Source organism: Reyranella sp. CPCC 100927, from assembly GCF_007859315.1.
GTDB lineage: Bacteria > Pseudomonadota > Alphaproteobacteria > Reyranellales > Reyranellaceae > Vineibacter.
On sequence record NZ_VOHA01000007.1, the window covers coordinates 296,601 to 314,605 of the forward strand.

The following is an 18,005-nucleotide window of genomic DNA, read 5'->3' on the forward strand; positions in this document are numbered from 1 at the left end:
CCGGCATGTTAAAGCCTGGGAGCGCGGTCCTCCGGCCCGCTCATGCATGGCGCACAGGCGAAAGCAAAGCTTTCGCCGAAGATGCAGGCGGGACGTCCGCGCTCCCAGGGCCAACTTGGCGGGGTACGCTCTTGGTCGGATATGGTCAATTCTGCGCCGTGGCGCGCGCCCACGAGGTTCTGGGTGGCCGCTGGACCCTGCTGGTCGTGCGTGAACTGCTCTGTGGCAGCCGGCGTTTCAACGATATCCGCCGCGGCATCCCGCGGGTTTCGCGCACCGTGCTGTCGGAGCGGCTTCAGGCCCTGGTCCACGTCGGCGCGGTGGTCCGGCTGGACGGCGAGCATGGTCCCGAATACAGGTTGACCGACGCCGGGCAGGAACTGGCCAACCTGGTGAGCGCGCTCGGCACCTGGGGGCAGCGCTGGCTGCCCCGGCATGCCGCGACCGAGGATCTCGAACTGGATCCGTTGCTGGTGGACATGCAGCGTCGCGTTCGCCTGGCGGCGTTGGGCAGGGATCCCATCGTCACACGGTTCGAGATCAAAGGCTGTCAAACCCGCTTCATGCTGCTGAAGCCGGCCGAGGCCTCGGTCTGCCTGCAGAACCCGGGCTTTCCCGAGCCCTTGCGCGTCCGCGGCGCGTTGCCGGCGCTTGTCGCATGGTGGCGGGGCGATGTCGGTTTCATCCAGGCGCAGCGGATGGGGCTGGTGATCGACGGACCGCGGCCGCTCGTGCGCGCGTTTCCGGAGTGGTTCGGCCGCTATCAGTTCGCCCATGTCGGCCCGGTTCGCGAGGCCTTGCACGCAGCGACCTGACACGATGGACGGCCGCAACGGCAACGGGTCGCCTGCGGCCTTGACAGGGCGCACACCAATCTAAATTCTACCGTCGGGTCGTTAAATTTTGCGACGCCGGGGGTGTCGCTGCGCGGCTCAACCAACCGCACCAGGAAGGAAACAATGAGGAACCGATTGCCGGCACTCGGCGGCATGCTTGTCGGCGCCATGATTTTGACGGGGCCTGCCGTGGCCAAGGACGGGCCGGGCGTGTCCGACACCGAGATCAGGATCGGCCATACCGTGCCCTACAGCGGTCCGGTGTCGGCTTACGGCTCGGCCGGCCGTGCGATGGCTGGCTATTTCAAGAAGATCAACAGCGAAGGCGGCATCAACGGACGGCAGGTGAACTTCCTGTCACTGGACGATGCCTACAGTCCGCCCAAGACCGTGGAGCAGACCCGCAAGCTGGTCGAGCAGGACCAGGTGTTGCTGATCTTCGGCACGACCGGCACGCCCACCAACACGGCGACCCATCGCTATCTCAACAGCAAGCAGGTGCCGCAGCTCTTCATCCAGACCGGCGCATCGAAGTTCAACGACACGGCCAAGTATCCGTGGACGACGCCGCTCTATCCTTCCTATCACCTCGAGCAGAAGATCTACGCCGAGTACATCCTCAAGCAGCGGCCCAACGCCAGGATCGCCGCCATCTATCCCAATGACGATTTCGGCAAGGACCATCTCAATGGTCTGAAGCAGGCGCTGGCCGCGAAGGGCAAGACGCTGGTGGCCGAGCAGAGCTACGAGACTACGGACGCGACCGTGGACTCGCAGATCATCACGCTCAAGGGTTCGGGCGCCGACGTCTTCGTGAACATCAGCACGCCGAAGTTCGCAGCCCAGGCCATTCGCAAGGCGACCGACATCGGCTGGGCGCCGCTGCAGCTCATCGTCAACGCGTCCAGCTCGATCAGCACGGTGCTGGCGCCGGCGGGCCTCAACAATGCCGAGGGGATTATCACGGCCGCCTTCATCAAGGAGCCCAGTGATTCGGTCTGGGCACAGGACGAGGACGTCAGGGCCTATGTCGCCTTCCTGAAGAAGTGGGATCCGCAGGATCCGCCCGACGACGTCGTGGGCATCATGGGGTATGTTGCGGCCAACACGCTGCACCATGTCCTGCAGCGCGCCGGCAAAACGCCAACCCGCGACAGCGTCATGGCGGTAGCGAAGAATCTCGATGCCTTCCGGCCGCCGATGCTGTTGCCGGGGCTCGCGCTCACGACGACACCGCAAGATGTCGGCGCCTATCGCCAGCTTCGCCTGCAGCGCTTCAACGGCCAGAAGTGGGTTCTGCTCGACTGAAGCCTGACAACGTTTCCCGCCGGGGAGAGGTACGGCATCTGATCCCAGGCAGACGATCAAACGCTGGGGCGCGCCACTCTGTGGCGCGTCTTCGTTTGTGAAGCTCAGCAAATGCTAGAAGTCGCGCCATCCGTAAGCGTGCCGCAGGATTGGTCCGTAATCCGTACCCCACGCACCCCGGCAGTCAGCTCATAACGCCTTTCGTTGCACCCGAAGCAACGTGAAGGAGCCTGTGATGACTGCCCACCTGCTGATCCTCTATCCGTATCCCCAGAACGCCGGCGAATTCGATCGCGCCTATCGCGAGGAGCATCTGCCCTATGCCGGGCCGCGGCTCGCCGGCGCCACGAGTGTCGCTACCAAGCGCGTGGTGGGGCCGGCATTTGCACCGCCGCCGTACCACCTGATGTCGGACGTGAGCTTTCCCACGATCGAGGCGCTGAAGGCGTGTGCCACCTCGAGCGGCGGCCAGGAAGCGCTGGCCCATGCCGCGTCGATCAGCTCCGGCGGTGCGCCGACCATCCTCGTGGTTGCTGACGATCGCTGACATCCGCGAACCATCGATCGGAGGTGTTGTCATGACCCTGGTGCGTCGGGACATCCTGCACTCGATTGGCAACACCTCCCTGGTGCCCTTGCGCAGGATCGCGCTGCCCAACGCCGCGCGTATCCTGCTGAAGCTGGAAAGCGAGAATCCCACCGGCAGCATGAAGGATCGCATGGCCCTGGCCATGATCGAGGCGGGGGAAGCGGATGGCCGCCTTACGCCGGGCGGTGTGGTGGTCGAATACACCGGCGGCAGCACCGGCGTGTCGCTGGCGCTGGTTTGCGCGGTAAGGGGCTACCCGCTGCACATCGTGACGTCGGATGCTTTCGCCCAGGAGAAGCGTGATCACATGCAGGCCCTGGGCGCCCGGCTGCATATCGTGCCCAGTGACAGCGGGCGCATGACCGAGAAGCTGACGCGCGACATGGTCGATGCCGCACGACTCATCGCAGCGGAAACCGGCGCCTTCTGGACCGACCAGCTGAACAACACCGACCAGATCACCGCCTATCATGCGTTGGCGGCTGAGATCTGGGCGCAGACCGAGGGGCGTATCGACGGCTTCGTCCAGAGTGTCGGAACGGCAGCATCGCTGCGCGGCACAGGCGAGGCGTTGTGCCGCTATAACGAACGGATTCGCATGGTTGCCGTGGAGCCGGCCGAATCGGCGGTTCTGTCGGGCGGACCGTCGGGCGCCCACAGGATCGACGGGGTCGGTGCCGGGTTTGTCGTGCCGCTGTGGCATGCGGACATCGCCGACGACATCGAGCGCGTATCCACCGGCGAGGCCGTGGCCATGGCGCTGCGCCTGGCGCGGGAGGAGGGGATCTTTGCCGGTACCTCCACCGGCGCCAACGTGATCGCCGCCGCGCGGCTGGCCGGACGCCTCGGACAAGGCGCGACCGTCGTCACCGTGATGTGTGATACCGGAATGAAGTACCTCAAGACCTATGGCGTGCACGGCGCATGAGTCGCGCGGCGCCTGGACTAGAGATGGTCGCGAAAGAATGTCGCGATTTCCATGCCGATCCGCACCTGCAAGGACGCGCGATCGACGCCGGGCGGATCATCGCACCACGCTTCCTGGGATCGTGCCTCGGGTGGACAGGTATCGAGGAAGACGAAATGGCCACCGGGGGTCATTTCCAGCCGCGGCGGATGTGACAGCGCTGCGGCGAGCGCCAGCGCGTTGCCGTCGGCGCGCAGCAGGCTGTCCTGCGGGCGGTACAGCAGGGTCGGCATGGTCACGTCGGCAAGGCCCGCGCGATCGAAGGGCACTGCCAACGGATCGAGCAGGACGATGGCCTTGAGCGGCAGGCGCGTCAGCGACGCGATGATGCCCGACGGCGGCGCCTCGCGCACGCCGCCATCGTTGCCGCCGGGTCGGGTGCAAGCCAGGGTGTCTTCCGGATGCGCGCCACAGTAGGCCGCCATATGGCCGACGTTGACCGCGCCACCGGCGAGAACCAGGGTCACCGCGCCGCCGAGTGAAAAACCGAGCATGCCAAGGCGCGTCGGATCGGCATGGCCGGCCATGCGAGGCGCCGCCAGCACCGCGTTGAGTGCTGCCGCGATCTGACGTGGCCGATTGACGAAGCTGCGCGCGGTCGTGCCGTGAAACGGCGCCACGACAATGTAGCCTTGCCGCGCCAGGCTGGCCGATAGCGTCCGCAGGGTGAGCGGTGATCCGCCGCGCAAGCCACCGCCGTGCGACAACAGGATGATCGGAAATATTCCCGGCGCCAACGCGGCGTCGCGGCTGGCGGGGATGGCAAAGATGCCCTCATGCCAGGGCGTCTCCGCGGCCGGGGTGGGATACCATACGAGGACATCGAACGGTGTGCCATCACTGTCGGCGGAGAGACGCGAGATGCCGGCGTGAAACGGCTGGGCATTGGCCACCGCCGTCAGCAGCCAAACCGTGGCGAATATGATGATCGCGCGAATGGATCGATGCACGTGTGCCTCCTACGGAGCGCGCCGGACTTTCCCTGAGCCGGATATGTGGGTCTGGAGCTTGCCGGGTTCGCCATGCAGCGTGATCGACCCGCTGCCTGCGATCCTGATGTCGGCCTCGTCCCGCGGCGCGATGGCCGCGTCGCCGCTGCCGTGGATCGTCACGGTTGCCCGGCGCACGGCCAGCTTGCTCAGGTCGGCGTTGCCCGAGCCGGCGACGTCGAGCGAAACCAGCTGCGCACGACCGCTCGCATTCACGTTGCCGCTGCCACGGATTCTGAGGTGAAGCGTGTCCTGGTCGATCGCCGACAGAACCAGGCGCGCCGAACCATGCAGCAGCCAGTTCGTGACGGGCGGACCCGTGAGCTGCACCACGATGTGCTCGGATGGCAGACAGACGGTATCGAGGGCGCCGTCCCACGCCAGCTTGCCGTCCTGCAGCCGCACGTGACGGATGAGCGCGCTGTCGCCGCTGATGATCGCCTCGGCTTTGGCGCCGGATTGGTACGTCACCGCGGCGGGCAGGTTGATCGTGATGGCCTCACCGCCGTTCCACGGAAGCGTGATCGTTCCGGGTTGACCGCTGTGAATATCGGGCGGAAGCGGCTCGAAGCCGAGCGTGCGCGCCAACGGCATCCGCCAGCAGCCGGCGACCCGGCTCGGCGCTGCGCTGGCGATCCAGGCTGCTGCGATCAGCGACACCGCCGAGGTGGCGAGCCCAATGGCAGCTGTCCAGGCGAGGCGTCGATTCATGAATCCTCTCCGTCGGATGTCAGGGAGACGTCGTCGGTTTGATCAGGCGGTAGTGCAGGCGCGCGTAGCGGCTCAGCAGCGTCAGCGCGCCGTTGACGGCGAGCAGCACCAGGGCGCCGACACCTACGCCACCGGCAGCCAGCCCAAACCCCGCCAGCGCGGCCGCCCAATGGGTCGCGTGCCCGAAGGGCAGGGCGCCGGCGAGCATGCCGAGCCCGACCACCGTCAGTGCGATAACCACAAGACCGGTGACCAGCGCGGCCAGCGCCAGGACGAGGAGCAGGGGCAACAGGATGAAGACGTCCACGGTGGCCAGGCCGCCCAGCGCAAGCAGCGCCGCGCCGACGGTTGCGGCGCTGCGCTGTGTTTCCCAGCGCCGCAGGCCCGCCTCGGCCCGCAACTCGCGCGCCAGTTGACGCGCATCGCCCAGCGCCGCCGCGACATCTTCTTCTCTGCGTCCCAGAGCCAAGCCTTCATCGAAGTGGGTGGCGTAGTCGGCCACGATGTCGTCGACCTCCGCGGCCGGCAGGCCCTTCAATCCGGCGCGCAGCACGGACAGGAAATCCGCGCGCGTCACCGGCTCTCTCCCAGCAGCTCGCTGACAGCGCTGACGAAGTGGCGCCATTCGCGCTTCTGCGCCTCGAAGGCGCTCCGACCGGCGGATGTCAGCCGGTAGTACTTGCGCGAAGGACCGCTGGCCGACTCGACGAGGTGCGTGTCAACGAGGCCGTCGTTCTGCATGCGCCGCATGAGCGGGTAGATCGTGCCTTCGCCGGTGCCCATCGCGACCGCCAGCGTGCTGGCAATCTCGTAGCCGTAGCTTTCGCGGCGGGACAGCAGCGCCAGCACGCACAATTCGAGAGCCCCCTTCTTGAGCTGGATCTGGATCGACTCGGTCATGCGATAGTTGTGACGCTCATAGGGTTATATATAGCAAGGTACCTTGTTATGCAAGGTATAGTGACCAACACCGCGTCGCATTGGTTCTTTCACTCGCGCGCTTGCTGTCAGCGCCTTGATGTGGCGGATTGACCTGTGGGTGGCTTGTTGTCGTGCGCTTGCTCACAACCGCACGATCGGGTTTAGTTCGATCCGAACCGGCCGATGAACGGCCGGCATGAAAAATGCGATGGACCGGGCAGGAATGCTTGCACCGGTTCACGTGTCACAGGGAAGCATGGAATATTTTCTTCAGCAGCTGATCAATGCCCTGACCCTGGGCGCCATCTACGGGCTCATCGCCATCGGCTACACGATGGTCTACGGCATCATCGGCATGATCAATTTCGCCCACGGCGACATCTTCATGGTGGGCGGCTTCATCGCCTTGATCGGCTTCATGATCTGCGCCGTGCTCGGCATCGGCTGGGCGCCGCTGGCCATCGTGCTGGTCCTGCTGATGGCGATGGCATTCACCTCCGTCTATGGCTGGGCTGTCGAGCGCATGGCCTACCGGCCGCTGCGCGGCTCGTTTCGGCTGGCGCCGCTGATCTCGGCGATCGGCGTGTCGATCGTGCTGCAGAACTTCGTGCAGCTGGCGCAGGGCGCGCGGCCCAAGCCGCACAATTCCCTGGTCACGGGATCGATCAAGCTGCACGAGGCCGACGGCTTCGCGGTCAATGTCAGCTACATCCAGATCGTGATCGTGATCGTGACCGTTGCGCTGATGACGGGCTTCACGCTGCTGATCACCCGCACGGCACTGGGCCGCCAGCAGCGCGCCTGCGAGCAGGACATGAAGATGGCGTCGCTGCTGGGCGTCGACGTCAACCGCACGATCTCGTTCACGTTCGTGATGGGCGCGGCGCTGGCGGCGGTCGCCGGCATGATGTTCATGATGTACTACGGCGTCGTCGACTTCTTCGTCGGCTTCCTCGCCGGCATCAAGGCCTTCACGGCGGCCGTGCTGGGCGGCATCGGCTCGCTGCCGGGGGCCATGCTGGGCGGCCTGCTGATCGGCCTGATCGAGGTGTTCTGGGCCGGCTACTTCTCCAGCGAATACAAGGACGTCGCCGCTTTCTCGGTGCTGGTGCTGGTGCTGATCTTCCGGCCCACCGGCCTGCTCGGCAAACCCGAGATCGAAAAGGTCTGATCATGGCCATCGCCCAACCCGCCGCCCCGGCCGGCACACCCTCGAACTGGCCGGCGGCGGTGTGGGACGCCGTTGTCACCGGGCTGCTCGCCGGCGCCCTGGGCCTCTTCATGGTGGGTTTCCGCACTGTCGATTCCGGCGCGGCGGGATTGCAGTTCGACTATCACCTCGTTGACCTGCTCGTTGCCTGCGTGGCGATCGTCCTCGGCCGGCTGGCGCTGACGGCCGCGTCCAACGGCTGGCCGCTGGTGACCTTTGTGATCGGCGCCGTCCTGCTGGCGGTGGCGCAGGGACTGAAGCTGCCGTCATCCTTCCTGACGGTGGTGATCAGCCTGGTCGGCGCCGCATTGATGCTGCGCGCGCTGTGGCTCTGGCTGCGTCGCTCCAGCGGTGGCGGCGCGGCGATCGCCGGCTTGTCGAGCAGCGTCGGGCAGAGCACGCAGCGGCTCTATCCGTGGCTCGGCGCGGCGCTGCTGACCTTCGCCGTGGTCCTGCCGTTCCTGCCGTTCTCGGACCAGAAGGTCATGGACCTGGGCATCCTGATCCTGACCTACGTGATGCTGGGCTGGGGCCTGAACATCGTGGTCGGCCTCGCCGGCCTGCTCGACCTTGGCTACGTCGCGTTCTATGCCGTCGGTGCCTATGCCTACGCGCTGCTCTCGACGCAGCACGGCTGGAGCTTCTGGATGTGCCTGCCCGTGGCCGGCGTCATGGCGGCGATGTTCGGCGTGCTGCTGGGCTTTCCCGTGCTGCGCTTGCGCGGTGACTACCTCGCCATCGTGACTTTGGGGTTCGGCGAGATCGTGAAGATCGTGATCCAGAACTGGGTCGACTTCACGGAGGGCCCGGCCGGCATCGGCGGCATTCCCGGACCGACCATCTGGGGACATGTCTTTGCCGAGCAGGCGCCGGAGGGCAAGACGACGTTCCACGAATGGGTGGGCATCGAGTTCTCCGGGAACCATCGCCTGATCTTTCTCTATTTCGTGATCCTGGCCCTGGCGCTGGTCACCAATTTCGTGACCCTGCGTCTGCGGCGCCTGCCCGTTGGCCGCGCCTGGGAGGCGCTGCGCGAGGACGAGGTGGCCTGCCAGGCGTTGGGTATCAACCCCACCAACACCAAGCTGACGGCCTTCGCCATCGGCGCGATGTTCGCCGGCTTCGCCGGCTCGTTCTTCGCCGCCAAGCAGCGCTTCATCAGCCCCGAGAGCTTCGTCTTCATCGAGTCAGCGATCATCCTGTCGATCGTGGTGCTGGGCGGCATGGGCAGCCAGTTCGGTGTGGTGCTGGCCGCGATCCTGCTGATCGGCCTGCCGGAGTGGTTCCGCGATCTGGGCGAGTACCGCATGCTGGCGTTCGGCTTGGCGATGGTCCTGATCATGGTGTTCAAGCCCAAGGGCCTCGTATCCCACCGTGATCCGACCGTGCGACTCCATCCTGCGGGCGCGGGCTGATGCGCATGAGAGTTCCTGGGGGCGCGGGCGTCTCGCCCGCATCGGTATGTCAGTGCCGCGGGGACAATGTCGCCCTCCGCTTACGCTATGGGCGAATGCGGGCAGGATGCCCGCGTTTCCGGGCCCGGGTCGTGCGCGCATGACGCCGTCATTGATCCAGGTCGACCACCTGACCATGCGGTTCGGCGGTCTTGTCGCCATCGACAATGTGTCCTTCGCGGCCGAAAGCCGGCAGATCACCGCCATCATCGGTCCCAACGGCGCCGGCAAGACGACAGTGTTCAACTGCATCACCGGCTTCTACCGGCCGACCGTGGGGCGCCTGGCGGTCTATCACAACGGGCGCGAGTTTCTGCTGGAACGCATGGCCGGCTTCGAGATCGCCGCCAAGGCGCGGGTGGCGCGCACGTTCCAGAACATCCGGCTGTTTCCGGGCATGAGCGTGCTGGAGAACCTGCTGGTGGCTCAGCACAACAAGCTGATGCTGGCCTCGGGCTATACGTTCCTGGGCGTCCTGGGACTGGCAAGCTATCGCGCCGCCGAGGCGCGGGCCATCGACAAGGCGCGCGGCTGGCTGGATCGCATCGGGCTTCTGGCGCACGCCGATCGCGAGGCGGGAGAACTGCCCTACGGCTACCAGCGGCGGCTGGAGATCGCGCGCGCCATGTGCACCGATCCGCTGCTGCTGTGCCTGGACGAGCCGGCCGCCGGCCTCAATCCGCGCGAATCGGCTGAGCTCAACGACCTGCTGATCTCCATCCGCGATCGCGACGGCATCGGCGTCCTGTTGATCGAACACGACATGAGCGTGGTGATGACCATCTCCGACCACATCATCGTGCTCGACTACGGCCGCAAGATCGCCGACGGCACGCCGGCGGCGGTGCGCGCCGATCCGGCCGTGATCCGCGCCTATCTCGGCGAGGAGGAAGACAGCGCGGGGGCCGGCCATGGCTGAGCCCAAGCTGGAGATTCGCGGTGTTGCGGCCATGCTCGAGGTGCGCGGCATCGAGACGTTCTATGGCGCCATCCAGGCGCTGCACGGCGTGGATCTCGCCGTGCGCCGTGGCGAAATCGTGACCCTGATCGGCGCCAACGGCGCCGGCAAGTCGACCCTGCTGATGACGATCTGCGGATCGCCGCAGGCGCGCCAGGGCGCCGTCCTGTTCGAAGGCAACGACATCACCCGCCTGCCGACGCACGAGATCATGCGTCGCGGCATTGCGCAGGTTCCCGAGGGCCGGCGGATCTTCGCCCGCATGTCGGTGTTCGAGAACCTGCAGATGGGCGCCGCCTTCGCCGATCCGGCGCACTTCGCCGCCGACCTCGAACGTGTCTACACGTTGTTCCCGCGCCTGAAGGAACGTCACCAGCAACGTGGCGGCACCTTGTCGGGCGGCGAGCAGCAGATGCTGGCGATCGGTCGGGCCTTGATGAGCCGGCCGCGGCTCTTGCTGCTGGACGAGCCGTCGCTGGGGCTGGCGCCGCTGATCGTGAAGCAGATCTTCGAGACCATCCGCGCGATTGCCCGCGACGAGGGAGTCACGATCTTCCTGGTCGAGCAGAACGCCTTCCATGCGTTGCGGCTGGCCGACCGTGGCTACGTGCTGGTGAACGGCCGCGTGAAGATGTCCGGCAGCGGCGCCGACCTGCTGGCCAACCCCGAGGTGCGCGCTGCGTACCTCGAGGGCGGTGCGCATTAGAGAGCGACGACATGGACCCGGCACCCATCCTCGGCAATACGCTCGGCATCTTTCTGCTGCTGACGTTCGTGGTGTTCGGCTGGGCGGCGTTTGCCACCGGCAACGGCATCGCATCGCGCTGGCAGTCGCCGGTGTGGGTGGCGGTCTATTGCACGCTCCTGGCGGCGGCGGAGCGGTTCGTCGACTACGCCCTGGCCGGAGGGGATCTGCTGTCGCCGCTAGGCTTCCTGGCGTCGGCGCTGATCCTGGTCGTGATCGGCCTGGTGGCGTGGCGGCTCACGCAGGCGCGCATGATGATCAGGCAGTATCCATGGCTTTATGAGCCGGCCGGACCGTTCGGTTGGCGCGAAAAAGCCGATCGCTGAGCACGCGGCGTCTTGGCGCCGTACCGAGGCCGCGATAGGCTTTCCTCAGTCGCTCCAGTCGGGGCGGAGCGCGGGGCACAGCCCCGCATACAGGGTGAAGAGGGAGACCGTTCATGACAAGGTTTGCTGTATCGCTGGGCACCGCGACGGCCATGGCGCTGGCGCTGGGTGCGGGCTCGGCATGGGCGCAGATCAAGATCGGCTCGGCCGGTCCCATGACCGGCCAGCTCGCGGCTTTCGGCGAGCAGTTGCGCCGTGGCGCCGAGATGGCGGTGGCCGACATCAACGCCGCCGGCGGCGTGAACGGCCAGAAGCTGCAGCTGGTCGTGGGCGACGATGCCTGCGATCCCAAGCAGGCCACGGCGGTGGCCAACAAGATGGTGTCGGACAAGGTCGCGTTCGTGGCCGGCCACTTCTGCTCGGGCTCGTCAATCCCGGCCTCCAAGATCTACAAGGAAGGCAAGGTCCTGCAGATCACGCCGGCATCCACCAATCCCAAGCTGACGGACGATGCGGCAGCCGAGGGCAATACGACGATCTTCCGCACCTGCGGTCGTGACGACGTACAAGGCATCACCGTCGGCAGCTACCTGCTGAAGCATCACAAGGACAAGAAAGTCGCGATCCTTCACGACAAGTCGCCCTATGGCAAAGGCGTCGCCGACGAGACCAAGAAGACCATCAACAAGGCCGGCATGAAGGAGGCGATGTACGAGGCGTACACCGACACCGACAAGGACTTCACGGCCCTCATCAACAAGATGAAGCTGGCCAAGATCGACATCATCGTGCTCGGCGGCTACCACCCCGCCGGCGGCCTGATCATCAAGCAGGCGCGCGAGCAGGGGCTGGGCGCCCAGATGATGGGCTTCGACTCGCTGCAGACGGCGGAGTTCGCCCAGATCGGCGGCGCCGCCACCAACGGCGTGCTGTATTCCTTCCCGCCGGCGGCCGAGAACGATCCCAAGAACGCAGCACTGGTCCAGAAGTTCAAGGACCAGAAGTACAATCCCGAGGGCTATACGCTCTTGAGCTACGCCGCCATCAAGGTCTGGGCCGAAGCCGCCACCAAGGCCAAGTCGACCGACGCCGCGGCCGTCGCCAAGGTGCTGCGCACCGGCAAGTACGACTCGGTGATTGGCCCGCTGGAGTTCGACGCCAAGGGCGATATCAAGAACCCGGTGTACGACATCTATGTCGTGAAGGACGGCAAGTCGTTCACGGCCCCGAAGTAGGTCTGGCTGGACCGCCTCCCGTCCCGGGACGGCGGTGGATTTACGGTCCGGCGGTCGCACCGCCGGACCGTTTTTTCTCGTAAAATGAACATGTTACGCAGGACCGCTGATCTTCACATCCAGCCATAGTGCGAGATTGGCGTCGGTCGGCGAGATATGGTATCGGTGCGCCGCCTGCCAACAGATATTGGGTCTGTCAGCCGATGTCGGCGCAAACCATAGCCATGGCGTCGGACCACGCCGGTTTCGACCTGAAGGAACTCCTGAAGCGCGAGCTGCAGGCGGCAGGCCATGACATTCTCGACCTCGGGACCACCGGCAGCGCGACGTCGGTCGACTATCCCGACTTCGGCACCGCGCTCGCCAAGGTGATCCGCGACGGCGGTGCCGGCCGGGGTGTGCTGGTGTGCGGCACCGGCATCGGCATCTCGATCGCCGCCAACCGCGAGCCCGCGGTGCGGGCCGCCGTGGTGCACGATGTTACGTCCGCCCGCCTGGCGCGCCAGCACAACGATGCCAACGTGATCGCGCTGGGTGCGCGCCTGGTCGGCACCGAGGTCGCCAAGGACTGTGTCCGCATCTTCCTGGAAACGCCTTTCGAGGGCGGCCGCCATGGCCCACGCGTGGCCAAGCTCTCGGCCGCCCGCTAGCCATTCCTTTCCGGAGCGTCCATGACCGTCACCGCCCCGCAAGCCCCTGTCGTTCCATCGGGCTTCTTCACCGCGCCGCTGGCCGATGCCGACGCCGAACTGAAGCACATCGTCGACGGTGAGCTGCAGCGGCAGAAGGACTGGATCGAGCTGATCGCGTCGGAGAACATCGTCTCGCGCGCTGTGCTGGAAGCGCAGGGCTCGGTGCTGACCAACAAGTATGCCGAGGGTTATCCCGGCCGGCGCTACTACGGCGGCTGCGAGGAGGTCGACAAGGCCGAGGCGCTGGCCATCGCGCGCGCCTGCAAGCTGTTCGGCTGCAGCTACGCCAACGTGCAGCCGCACTCGGGCGCGCAGGCCAACCAGGCCGTGTTCTTCGCGCTGATGAAGCCGGGTGACACGTTCCTGGGCATGTCGCTGAACGAGGGTGGCCATCTCACGCACGGCTCGCCCGCCAACCAGTCGGGCAAGTGGTTCAAGGTCGTGTCCTACGGCGTGCGGCCCGATACGCACCTGATCGACTACGAGCAGATGGAAGCCCGCGCCCGCGAGCACAAGCCCAAGATCATCGTCGCCGGTGCCTCGGCCTATTCGCGCCACATCGACTTCGCGCGCTTCCGCAAGATCGCCGACGAGGTCGGTGCCGTCTTCATGGTCGACATGGCGCACTACGCCGGCCTGGTCGCGGCCGGCGTCTATCCCAGCCCGCTGCCGCACGCCCATGTCGTCACCACCACGACGCATAAGACCTTGCGCGGACCGCGCGGCGGCATGGTGCTGTCGAACGATCCCGACATCGGCAAGAAGATCAACTCGGCGGTGTTCCCCGGCTTGCAGGGCGGCCCGCTGATGCACGTGATCGCCGCCAAGGCGGTGGCGTTCGGCGAGGCGCTGCAGCCGGAGTTCGCGACCTATGCCCGCCAGGTGGTCGAGAACGCCAAGGTGCTGTCGGCGACCCTGATCGAGCGCGGCCTGGACATCGTGTCCGGCGGCACCGACAGCCACCTGATGCTGGTCGACCTGCGGCCCAAGCGCACCACCGGCACCATCGCCGAGAAGGCGCTCGACCGCGCCGGGCTGACGGTGAACAAGAACGGCATTCCCAACGATCCCGAGAAGCCGACCGTGACGTCGGGTGTGCGCATCGGCACGCCGGCGGGCACCACGCGCGGCTTCGGCCCGGCCGAGTTCCGTCAGGTCGGCCACCTGATCGCCGACGTGCTGGATGGCCTGTCGGCCAACAGCGCCGAGGGCAACCGGCTGGTCGAGGAGCAGGTCCGCGCCAAGGCGCTGGAGCTGTGCCGGCGGTTTCCGATTTATCGCTAGAACTGGACGCGGCCGCGCGCGGCCGCCACGGATGAGACAGGGGGGCGGCTGATGCGGTGTCCGTTTTGCGGCCACGACGATACGCAGGTGAAGGACTCGCGTCCGACGGAAGACAACTCCGCCATTCGTCGGCGGCGTTACTGTCCGTCCTGCGGTTCGCGCTTCACGACATTCGAGCGCGTGCAGCTGCGTGAGTTGACGGTGGTCAAGAAGAACGGCCAGCGCGTGCAGTTCGATCGCGACAAGCTGGCGCGCTCCATCACGGTGGCGTGCCGCAAGCGGCCGGTCGACCCCGATCGCATCGAGCGCGTGGTGAACGGCATCGTGCGCCGCCTGGAAAGCTCCGGCGAAAGCGAGATCCCCTCGACCCAGGTCGGCGAGCTGGTGATGGACGCGCTGCGCGCGCTCGATCCGGTCGCCTATGTGCGCTTCGCCTCGGTCTACAAGAACTTCCGCGAGGCCAAGGACTTCGAGGATTTCGTCAGCGACCTCGGCGACGTCGTACGCGATTGATCTGCTGGGAGCGCGAGCGCCCGCGGTCCCAGGTCCCGCAATGCACCGGTAATCTTCGCTGCCGATAAGCCAACGCCGATCGGTAGACGAGGTGATACGGGACATGCGCGTTCTTCTGGTGGAGGACGAGCCGCAGATGGCGGCCGCGCTGCGTTCGGCGTTGGGTCGCCATGACATGGTGATCGACCATGTCCAGACGCTCGCCGACGCCGAAGTGGCCGTCGCCAACGCCACCTACCAGGCCGTGCTGCTCGACCGCGGTCTGCCCGATGGCGACGGACTGACGCTGATCCCGCGCGTCCGCGCCAAGACGGTCTGGGTGCCGGTGATCGTGCTGACGGCGCGGGGCGACGCAGCCGATCGCATTCACGGTCTCGACAGCGGCGCCGATGACTATCTGCCCAAGCCGTTCCTGGTCGAGGAATTGCTGGCGCGGCTGCGCGCCGTGGTCCGCCGCCGCGCCACGCCCGGTTCCGACGTCGTGCGCATCGGCCGCCTGGCCTTCGATGTCGTGCATCGCGAAGCCAGTGTCGGCGGCGTGCCGGTGTCGATGGCGCGGCGCGAGCTTCTGGTGCTGGAGGCGCTGATGCGCCGCGCCGGTCGCGCCGTGCTGCGCGAATTCCTCGAGGAGACGGTGTACGGCTTCGACGATGAGATTTCCTCCAACAGCCTCGACGCCCATGTCTCGCGGTTGCGGCGCAAGCTCGAGACCGCCGACGCCGGCGTGGCCATCCATGCCATCCGCGGTGTCGGCTATCTGCTGAAGGCCGCATCTTGAGAAAGGACCGCCATCCGTCGCTGCGCTGGCGCATCGTGCGGCACCTGACGGTCTTTCAGTCGATCGTGCTGTTGGCCGTCATCGCACTGGTCGTTGCCGTCCTGGTGGCCATCGACATCATCCAGATCAACGAGGACGACGACACCTTCGAGGCGCTGGAAAGCGCTGTGGCGCTGGATGCCAACGACAAGCTGGTGATCCGCTCGACCCCGGCCCTGGTGCAGTTGCGCCAGGTCACGCCCGATCTCTGGTTCGTGGTGCGCGACCAGCAGGGACGCACGGTGCGCGAAGGCCAGGTGCCCGACGCGTTCGCGCGCCTCGAGGCCGATCTCGACGGTTTCGGGGATGCGTCGATCGCGGCGGCCCAGAAAGGGCAGCGCGCCTCCATCAGGCGCATCAAGACAGAAGCCGGTCCGGTCGTTGTCCTCACCAACGCGCTCACCACTTTGGCGCCGGGCAAGATCGCCGTCGTGATCCTGGCATTCTTCGTCACCATCGTGCTGCCGATCTTCACGCCGCTGGTCATCACGACGGTGATCGTCACGCATCTCATCGTGCGCCGTGGCGTGGCCGGCCTGCAGGACGCGGCGGCCGAAGCCGAGCGCATCGACGTCGAGCGCCGCGGCGCCCGTCTACCGGTCGCCGGCGTGCCGAGCGAGATCGTGCCGCTGGTCAACGCCGTGAACAACGCCCTGGCGCGCCTCGACGAGGGCTACGAGCGGCACAAGCGCTTTCTGGCCGATGCCGCGCATGAGATCCGCACGCCCATTGCGATCCTGCAGACGCGGCTGGAGGCGCTCGCCGAGTCGGACGACAAGCACCTGCTGCTGGAGGATGTGGCCCGCCTGGCGCTGCTGGCCGAGCAGCTGCTTGATCTGCAACGCCTCGATCGCCAGCGGGAGAGCTTCGCCGCGGTGGAACTGGTGGGGCTGGGGCGCCAGGTGGCGGCGGAGCTGGCGCCACTCGCGATCTCGGCCGGCTATGATCTTTCCTTCGAGTCGGCGGCCACCGCTGTTGCGGTGAGTGGCGATGCCGCCTCGCTGGAGCGTGCGCTTGCCAATCTGGTGCAGAACGCCATCGCCTACGGCGGCCGCAAGGGCGCGATCACCATCCGGGTCGAGGCTGATGCGGCCATCGAGGTCCAGGACGAGGGGCCCGGCATCCCGCCGGAGGAGCGCGAGCGCATCTTCGAGCCGTTCTACCGCGTGCGGGCGCGCACCACCGGCGCCGGCCTGGGCCTGTACCTCGTCTGGGAAATCGCCCGCCTGCATGGAGGCCGCGCCGTGGCCTTGGATGGCATCGCGGGCGGCGCCTGCTTCCGCATCGAACTGCCGGTGCAGACCGCGGCTTAGGTCGAGATCGCGCGAGAAGGGTGCAGCTTACGGCGCCTGCGGCGGCGATATGCCGAGCGCGGCGTGGAACACGGCCGTCAATGGATGGCTGGGATCGGCCATGCGCGCCATGATGCTGAAGTGGTCTTCGTCGCCCAGAAGGAGCAGATCGCCGCGCCGTCCGCTCTGCAGCCAGGCGCTGTGGAACAGCACCGACTGCCGTACGAACTCCGGCGTCTCGCGGCCGCCGACGACGGCCACCAGGCGCGTTCGCGGGTCGGCGTCGGCGATGAAATCGAGCGGACTGGCCCGGCGGGCGGTGGGCAGGTCGAGCTTGATCACCTTGTTGTGCGGTACACGCAGGTGCGGTTCCATGTCGAAGACGCCGCTGACGGCGATCACCGCCGCCGGCGCAAGCGCGCTGCTGCCGAGACGGCGGTGCCAATCGGTCGTCGCGACGACGGCGCTCAGGTGGGCGCCGGCGGAATTGCCGGCGACGACGATGTGGCGTGGATTGCCGCCGAACGTGTCGGCATGGCGCGCCACCCATTCATAGGCGCGCCGCGTGCTGTCGCCGATGTCGGCCACGCTGGCGCCGCTTTGGACCAGAGGGTAGCCGACGAGAACGACCGTGGCGCCGCGCGGCACGAAGTGCGCGGCGATATAGCTCCAGTCCTCCTTGCGCGAGCGCGCCCATCCGCCGCCGTGGATGTACAGAAGGATGGGCGCTCCGGGCCGGTCGGCGGGGAAGATGTCGAGTCGTTCGGCCGGCAGCGCCCCGTAGGGAACGTCAAGCGTCGCCTTCAGCGTTGCCCGGGCGGCGCTGCTGCGCTCGGCGTAGGACCGCAGGATGCTCTCGACGTTCGGCACCGTCGCCTCGATCGCCAGGGCGCGTTCCAACGCCGGCTGGTCCAGGCGCTTCCAGGCATCGCGTGCCTGCGCGGCGCTGACGCCCAAGGCAGAGGCAGTGTCGTGCGACGGCGTCTGTGCCTGCGCGGCGTGGGCGCCCAGCACGAACGTAAGCATCGCAAGAACGTTGTACGGATGCCGCATGGCGAAGAACCTCATGCCCAGAACACCGGTCATGAGGCCAGTGCGGCACCGGCAGAACAAGGCACGCCGGGCGAGACATAGTCTCTCGCGCGGCGGCAGCAGCGG

At 66.8% G+C, this 18,005-nt stretch carries 20 protein-coding genes; 15 read left to right on the top strand and 5 right to left on the bottom strand.

The genetic code is table 11. From position 1 onward, the window contains the following. Positions 1-131 precede the first annotated feature (131 nt). The 4 genes from FQU96_RS21060 to FQU96_RS21075 all read left to right on the top strand — a co-directional run bounded on the left by FQU96_RS21060 (position 132) and on the right by FQU96_RS21075 (position 3,661). Positions 132-815, top strand: coding sequence for a helix-turn-helix domain-containing protein (locus tag FQU96_RS21060; protein ID WP_218574786.1), 684 nt, complete (start codon positions 132-134; stop codon positions 813-815). Positions 816-959: 144 nt separating this feature from the next. Further along, the gene (locus FQU96_RS21065; protein WP_146543290.1) at positions 960-2,144 is read left to right on the top strand and encodes an ABC transporter substrate-binding protein; all 1,185 of its coding nucleotides are present in this window, start codon (positions 960-962) and stop codon (positions 2,142-2,144) included. Between the two features lie 235 nt (positions 2,145-2,379). Further along, complete coding sequence (locus FQU96_RS21070; RefSeq protein WP_146543291.1) at positions 2,380-2,691, top strand: EthD family reductase; 312 nt, start codon at positions 2,380-2,382, stop codon at positions 2,689-2,691. Positions 2,692-2,722: 31 nt separating this feature from the next. After that, entirely contained in the window at positions 2,723-3,661 is a 939-nt protein-coding gene (locus tag FQU96_RS21075) for a PLP-dependent cysteine synthase family protein (protein ID WP_146543292.1), read from the top strand. A gap of 17 nt (positions 3,662-3,678) precedes the next feature. Here FQU96_RS21075 and FQU96_RS21080 read toward each other — a convergent pair whose 3' ends face one another. Genes FQU96_RS21080 through FQU96_RS21095 form a run of 4 tightly spaced genes read right to left on the bottom strand, consistent with a single transcriptional unit; the run spans position 3,679 to position 6,300 of the window. Further along, positions 3,679-4,650, bottom strand: a complete 972-nt coding sequence (locus FQU96_RS21080) for an alpha/beta hydrolase fold domain-containing protein (protein WP_146543293.1) — start codon at positions 4,648-4,650, stop codon at positions 3,679-3,681. A 9-nt stretch (positions 4,651-4,659) separates the two neighbouring features. Continuing rightward, positions 4,660-5,400, bottom strand: a complete 741-nt coding sequence (locus FQU96_RS21085; protein ID WP_146543294.1) for a GIN domain-containing protein — start codon at positions 5,398-5,400, stop codon at positions 4,660-4,662. 19 nt (positions 5,401-5,419) lie between these two features. Next, positions 5,420-5,977 carry a DUF1700 domain-containing protein gene (locus FQU96_RS21090; RefSeq protein WP_178130616.1) on the bottom strand — a complete coding sequence of 186 codons (558 nt, stop codon included), beginning with the start codon at positions 5,975-5,977 and terminating at the stop codon, positions 5,420-5,422. Beyond that, on the bottom strand, positions 5,974-6,300 hold the full coding sequence (locus FQU96_RS21095; RefSeq protein ID WP_146543296.1) for a PadR family transcriptional regulator: 327 nt from the start codon (positions 6,298-6,300) through the stop codon (positions 5,974-5,976). Before FQU96_RS21095 ends, FQU96_RS21090 begins: the two co-directional genes overlap by 4 nt. A 277-nt stretch (positions 6,301-6,577) precedes the next feature. Here FQU96_RS21095 and FQU96_RS21100 point away from each other — a divergent pair, with 277 nt between their 5' ends. From FQU96_RS21100 to FQU96_RS21150, 11 genes are all read left to right on the top strand, one after another. Further along, positions 6,578-7,492 carry a branched-chain amino acid ABC transporter permease LivH gene (locus tag FQU96_RS21100; RefSeq protein ID WP_146543297.1) on the top strand — a complete coding sequence of 305 codons (915 nt, stop codon included), beginning with the start codon at positions 6,578-6,580 and terminating at the stop codon, positions 7,490-7,492. A gap of 2 nt (positions 7,493-7,494) precedes the next feature. Continuing rightward, a complete protein-coding gene (gene livM, locus FQU96_RS21105; protein ID WP_255468425.1) occupies positions 7,495-8,946 on the top strand; it encodes a high-affinity branched-chain amino acid ABC transporter permease LivM in 1,452 nt (483 codons plus the stop codon). A gap of 106 nt (positions 8,947-9,052) precedes the next feature. Continuing rightward, a complete protein-coding gene (locus FQU96_RS21110) occupies positions 9,053-9,904 on the top strand; it encodes an ABC transporter ATP-binding protein (protein ID WP_304623181.1) in 852 nt (283 codons plus the stop codon). Then, a complete protein-coding gene (locus FQU96_RS21115; RefSeq protein WP_146543298.1) occupies positions 9,897-10,649 on the top strand; it encodes an ABC transporter ATP-binding protein in 753 nt (250 codons plus the stop codon). The genes FQU96_RS21110 and FQU96_RS21115 overlap by 8 nt, the downstream gene beginning before the upstream one ends. A gap of 11 nt (positions 10,650-10,660) precedes the next feature. After that, positions 10,661-11,014, top strand: a complete 354-nt coding sequence (locus FQU96_RS21120; protein WP_146543299.1) for a DUF6867 family protein — start codon at positions 10,661-10,663, stop codon at positions 11,012-11,014. A gap of 113 nt (positions 11,015-11,127) precedes the next feature. After that, positions 11,128-12,249, top strand: coding sequence for a branched-chain amino acid ABC transporter substrate-binding protein (locus FQU96_RS21125; RefSeq protein ID WP_146543300.1), 1,122 nt, complete (start codon positions 11,128-11,130; stop codon positions 12,247-12,249). A 224-nt stretch (positions 12,250-12,473) separates the two neighbouring features. Further along, positions 12,474-12,899, top strand: a complete 426-nt coding sequence (rpiB, locus tag FQU96_RS21130; protein WP_218574787.1) for a ribose 5-phosphate isomerase B — start codon at positions 12,474-12,476, stop codon at positions 12,897-12,899. Positions 12,900-12,920: 21 nt separating this feature from the next. Then, a complete protein-coding gene (gene glyA / locus FQU96_RS21135; protein ID WP_146543302.1) occupies positions 12,921-14,225 on the top strand; it encodes a serine hydroxymethyltransferase in 1,305 nt (434 codons plus the stop codon). Between the two features lie 51 nt (positions 14,226-14,276). Continuing rightward, entirely contained in the window at positions 14,277-14,738 is a 462-nt protein-coding gene (nrdR, locus tag FQU96_RS21140; protein WP_146543303.1) for a transcriptional regulator NrdR, read from the top strand. Between the two features lie 103 nt (positions 14,739-14,841). Further along, positions 14,842-15,516 (top strand): response regulator transcription factor, encoded by a 675-nt coding sequence (locus FQU96_RS21145; RefSeq protein WP_146543304.1) that lies wholly within the window; start codon positions 14,842-14,844, stop codon positions 15,514-15,516. Next, complete coding sequence (locus FQU96_RS21150) at positions 15,513-16,868, top strand: HAMP domain-containing sensor histidine kinase (protein WP_255468426.1); 1,356 nt, start codon at positions 15,513-15,515, stop codon at positions 16,866-16,868. Before FQU96_RS21145 ends, FQU96_RS21150 begins: the two co-directional genes overlap by 4 nt. Positions 16,869-16,895: 27 nt before the next feature. Here the strand turns inward: FQU96_RS21150 and FQU96_RS21155 are convergent, their stop codons facing one another. Then, entirely contained in the window at positions 16,896-17,933 is a 1,038-nt protein-coding gene (locus FQU96_RS21155; protein ID WP_146543306.1) for an alpha/beta hydrolase, read from the bottom strand. Positions 17,934-18,005: the final 72 nt, after the last annotated feature.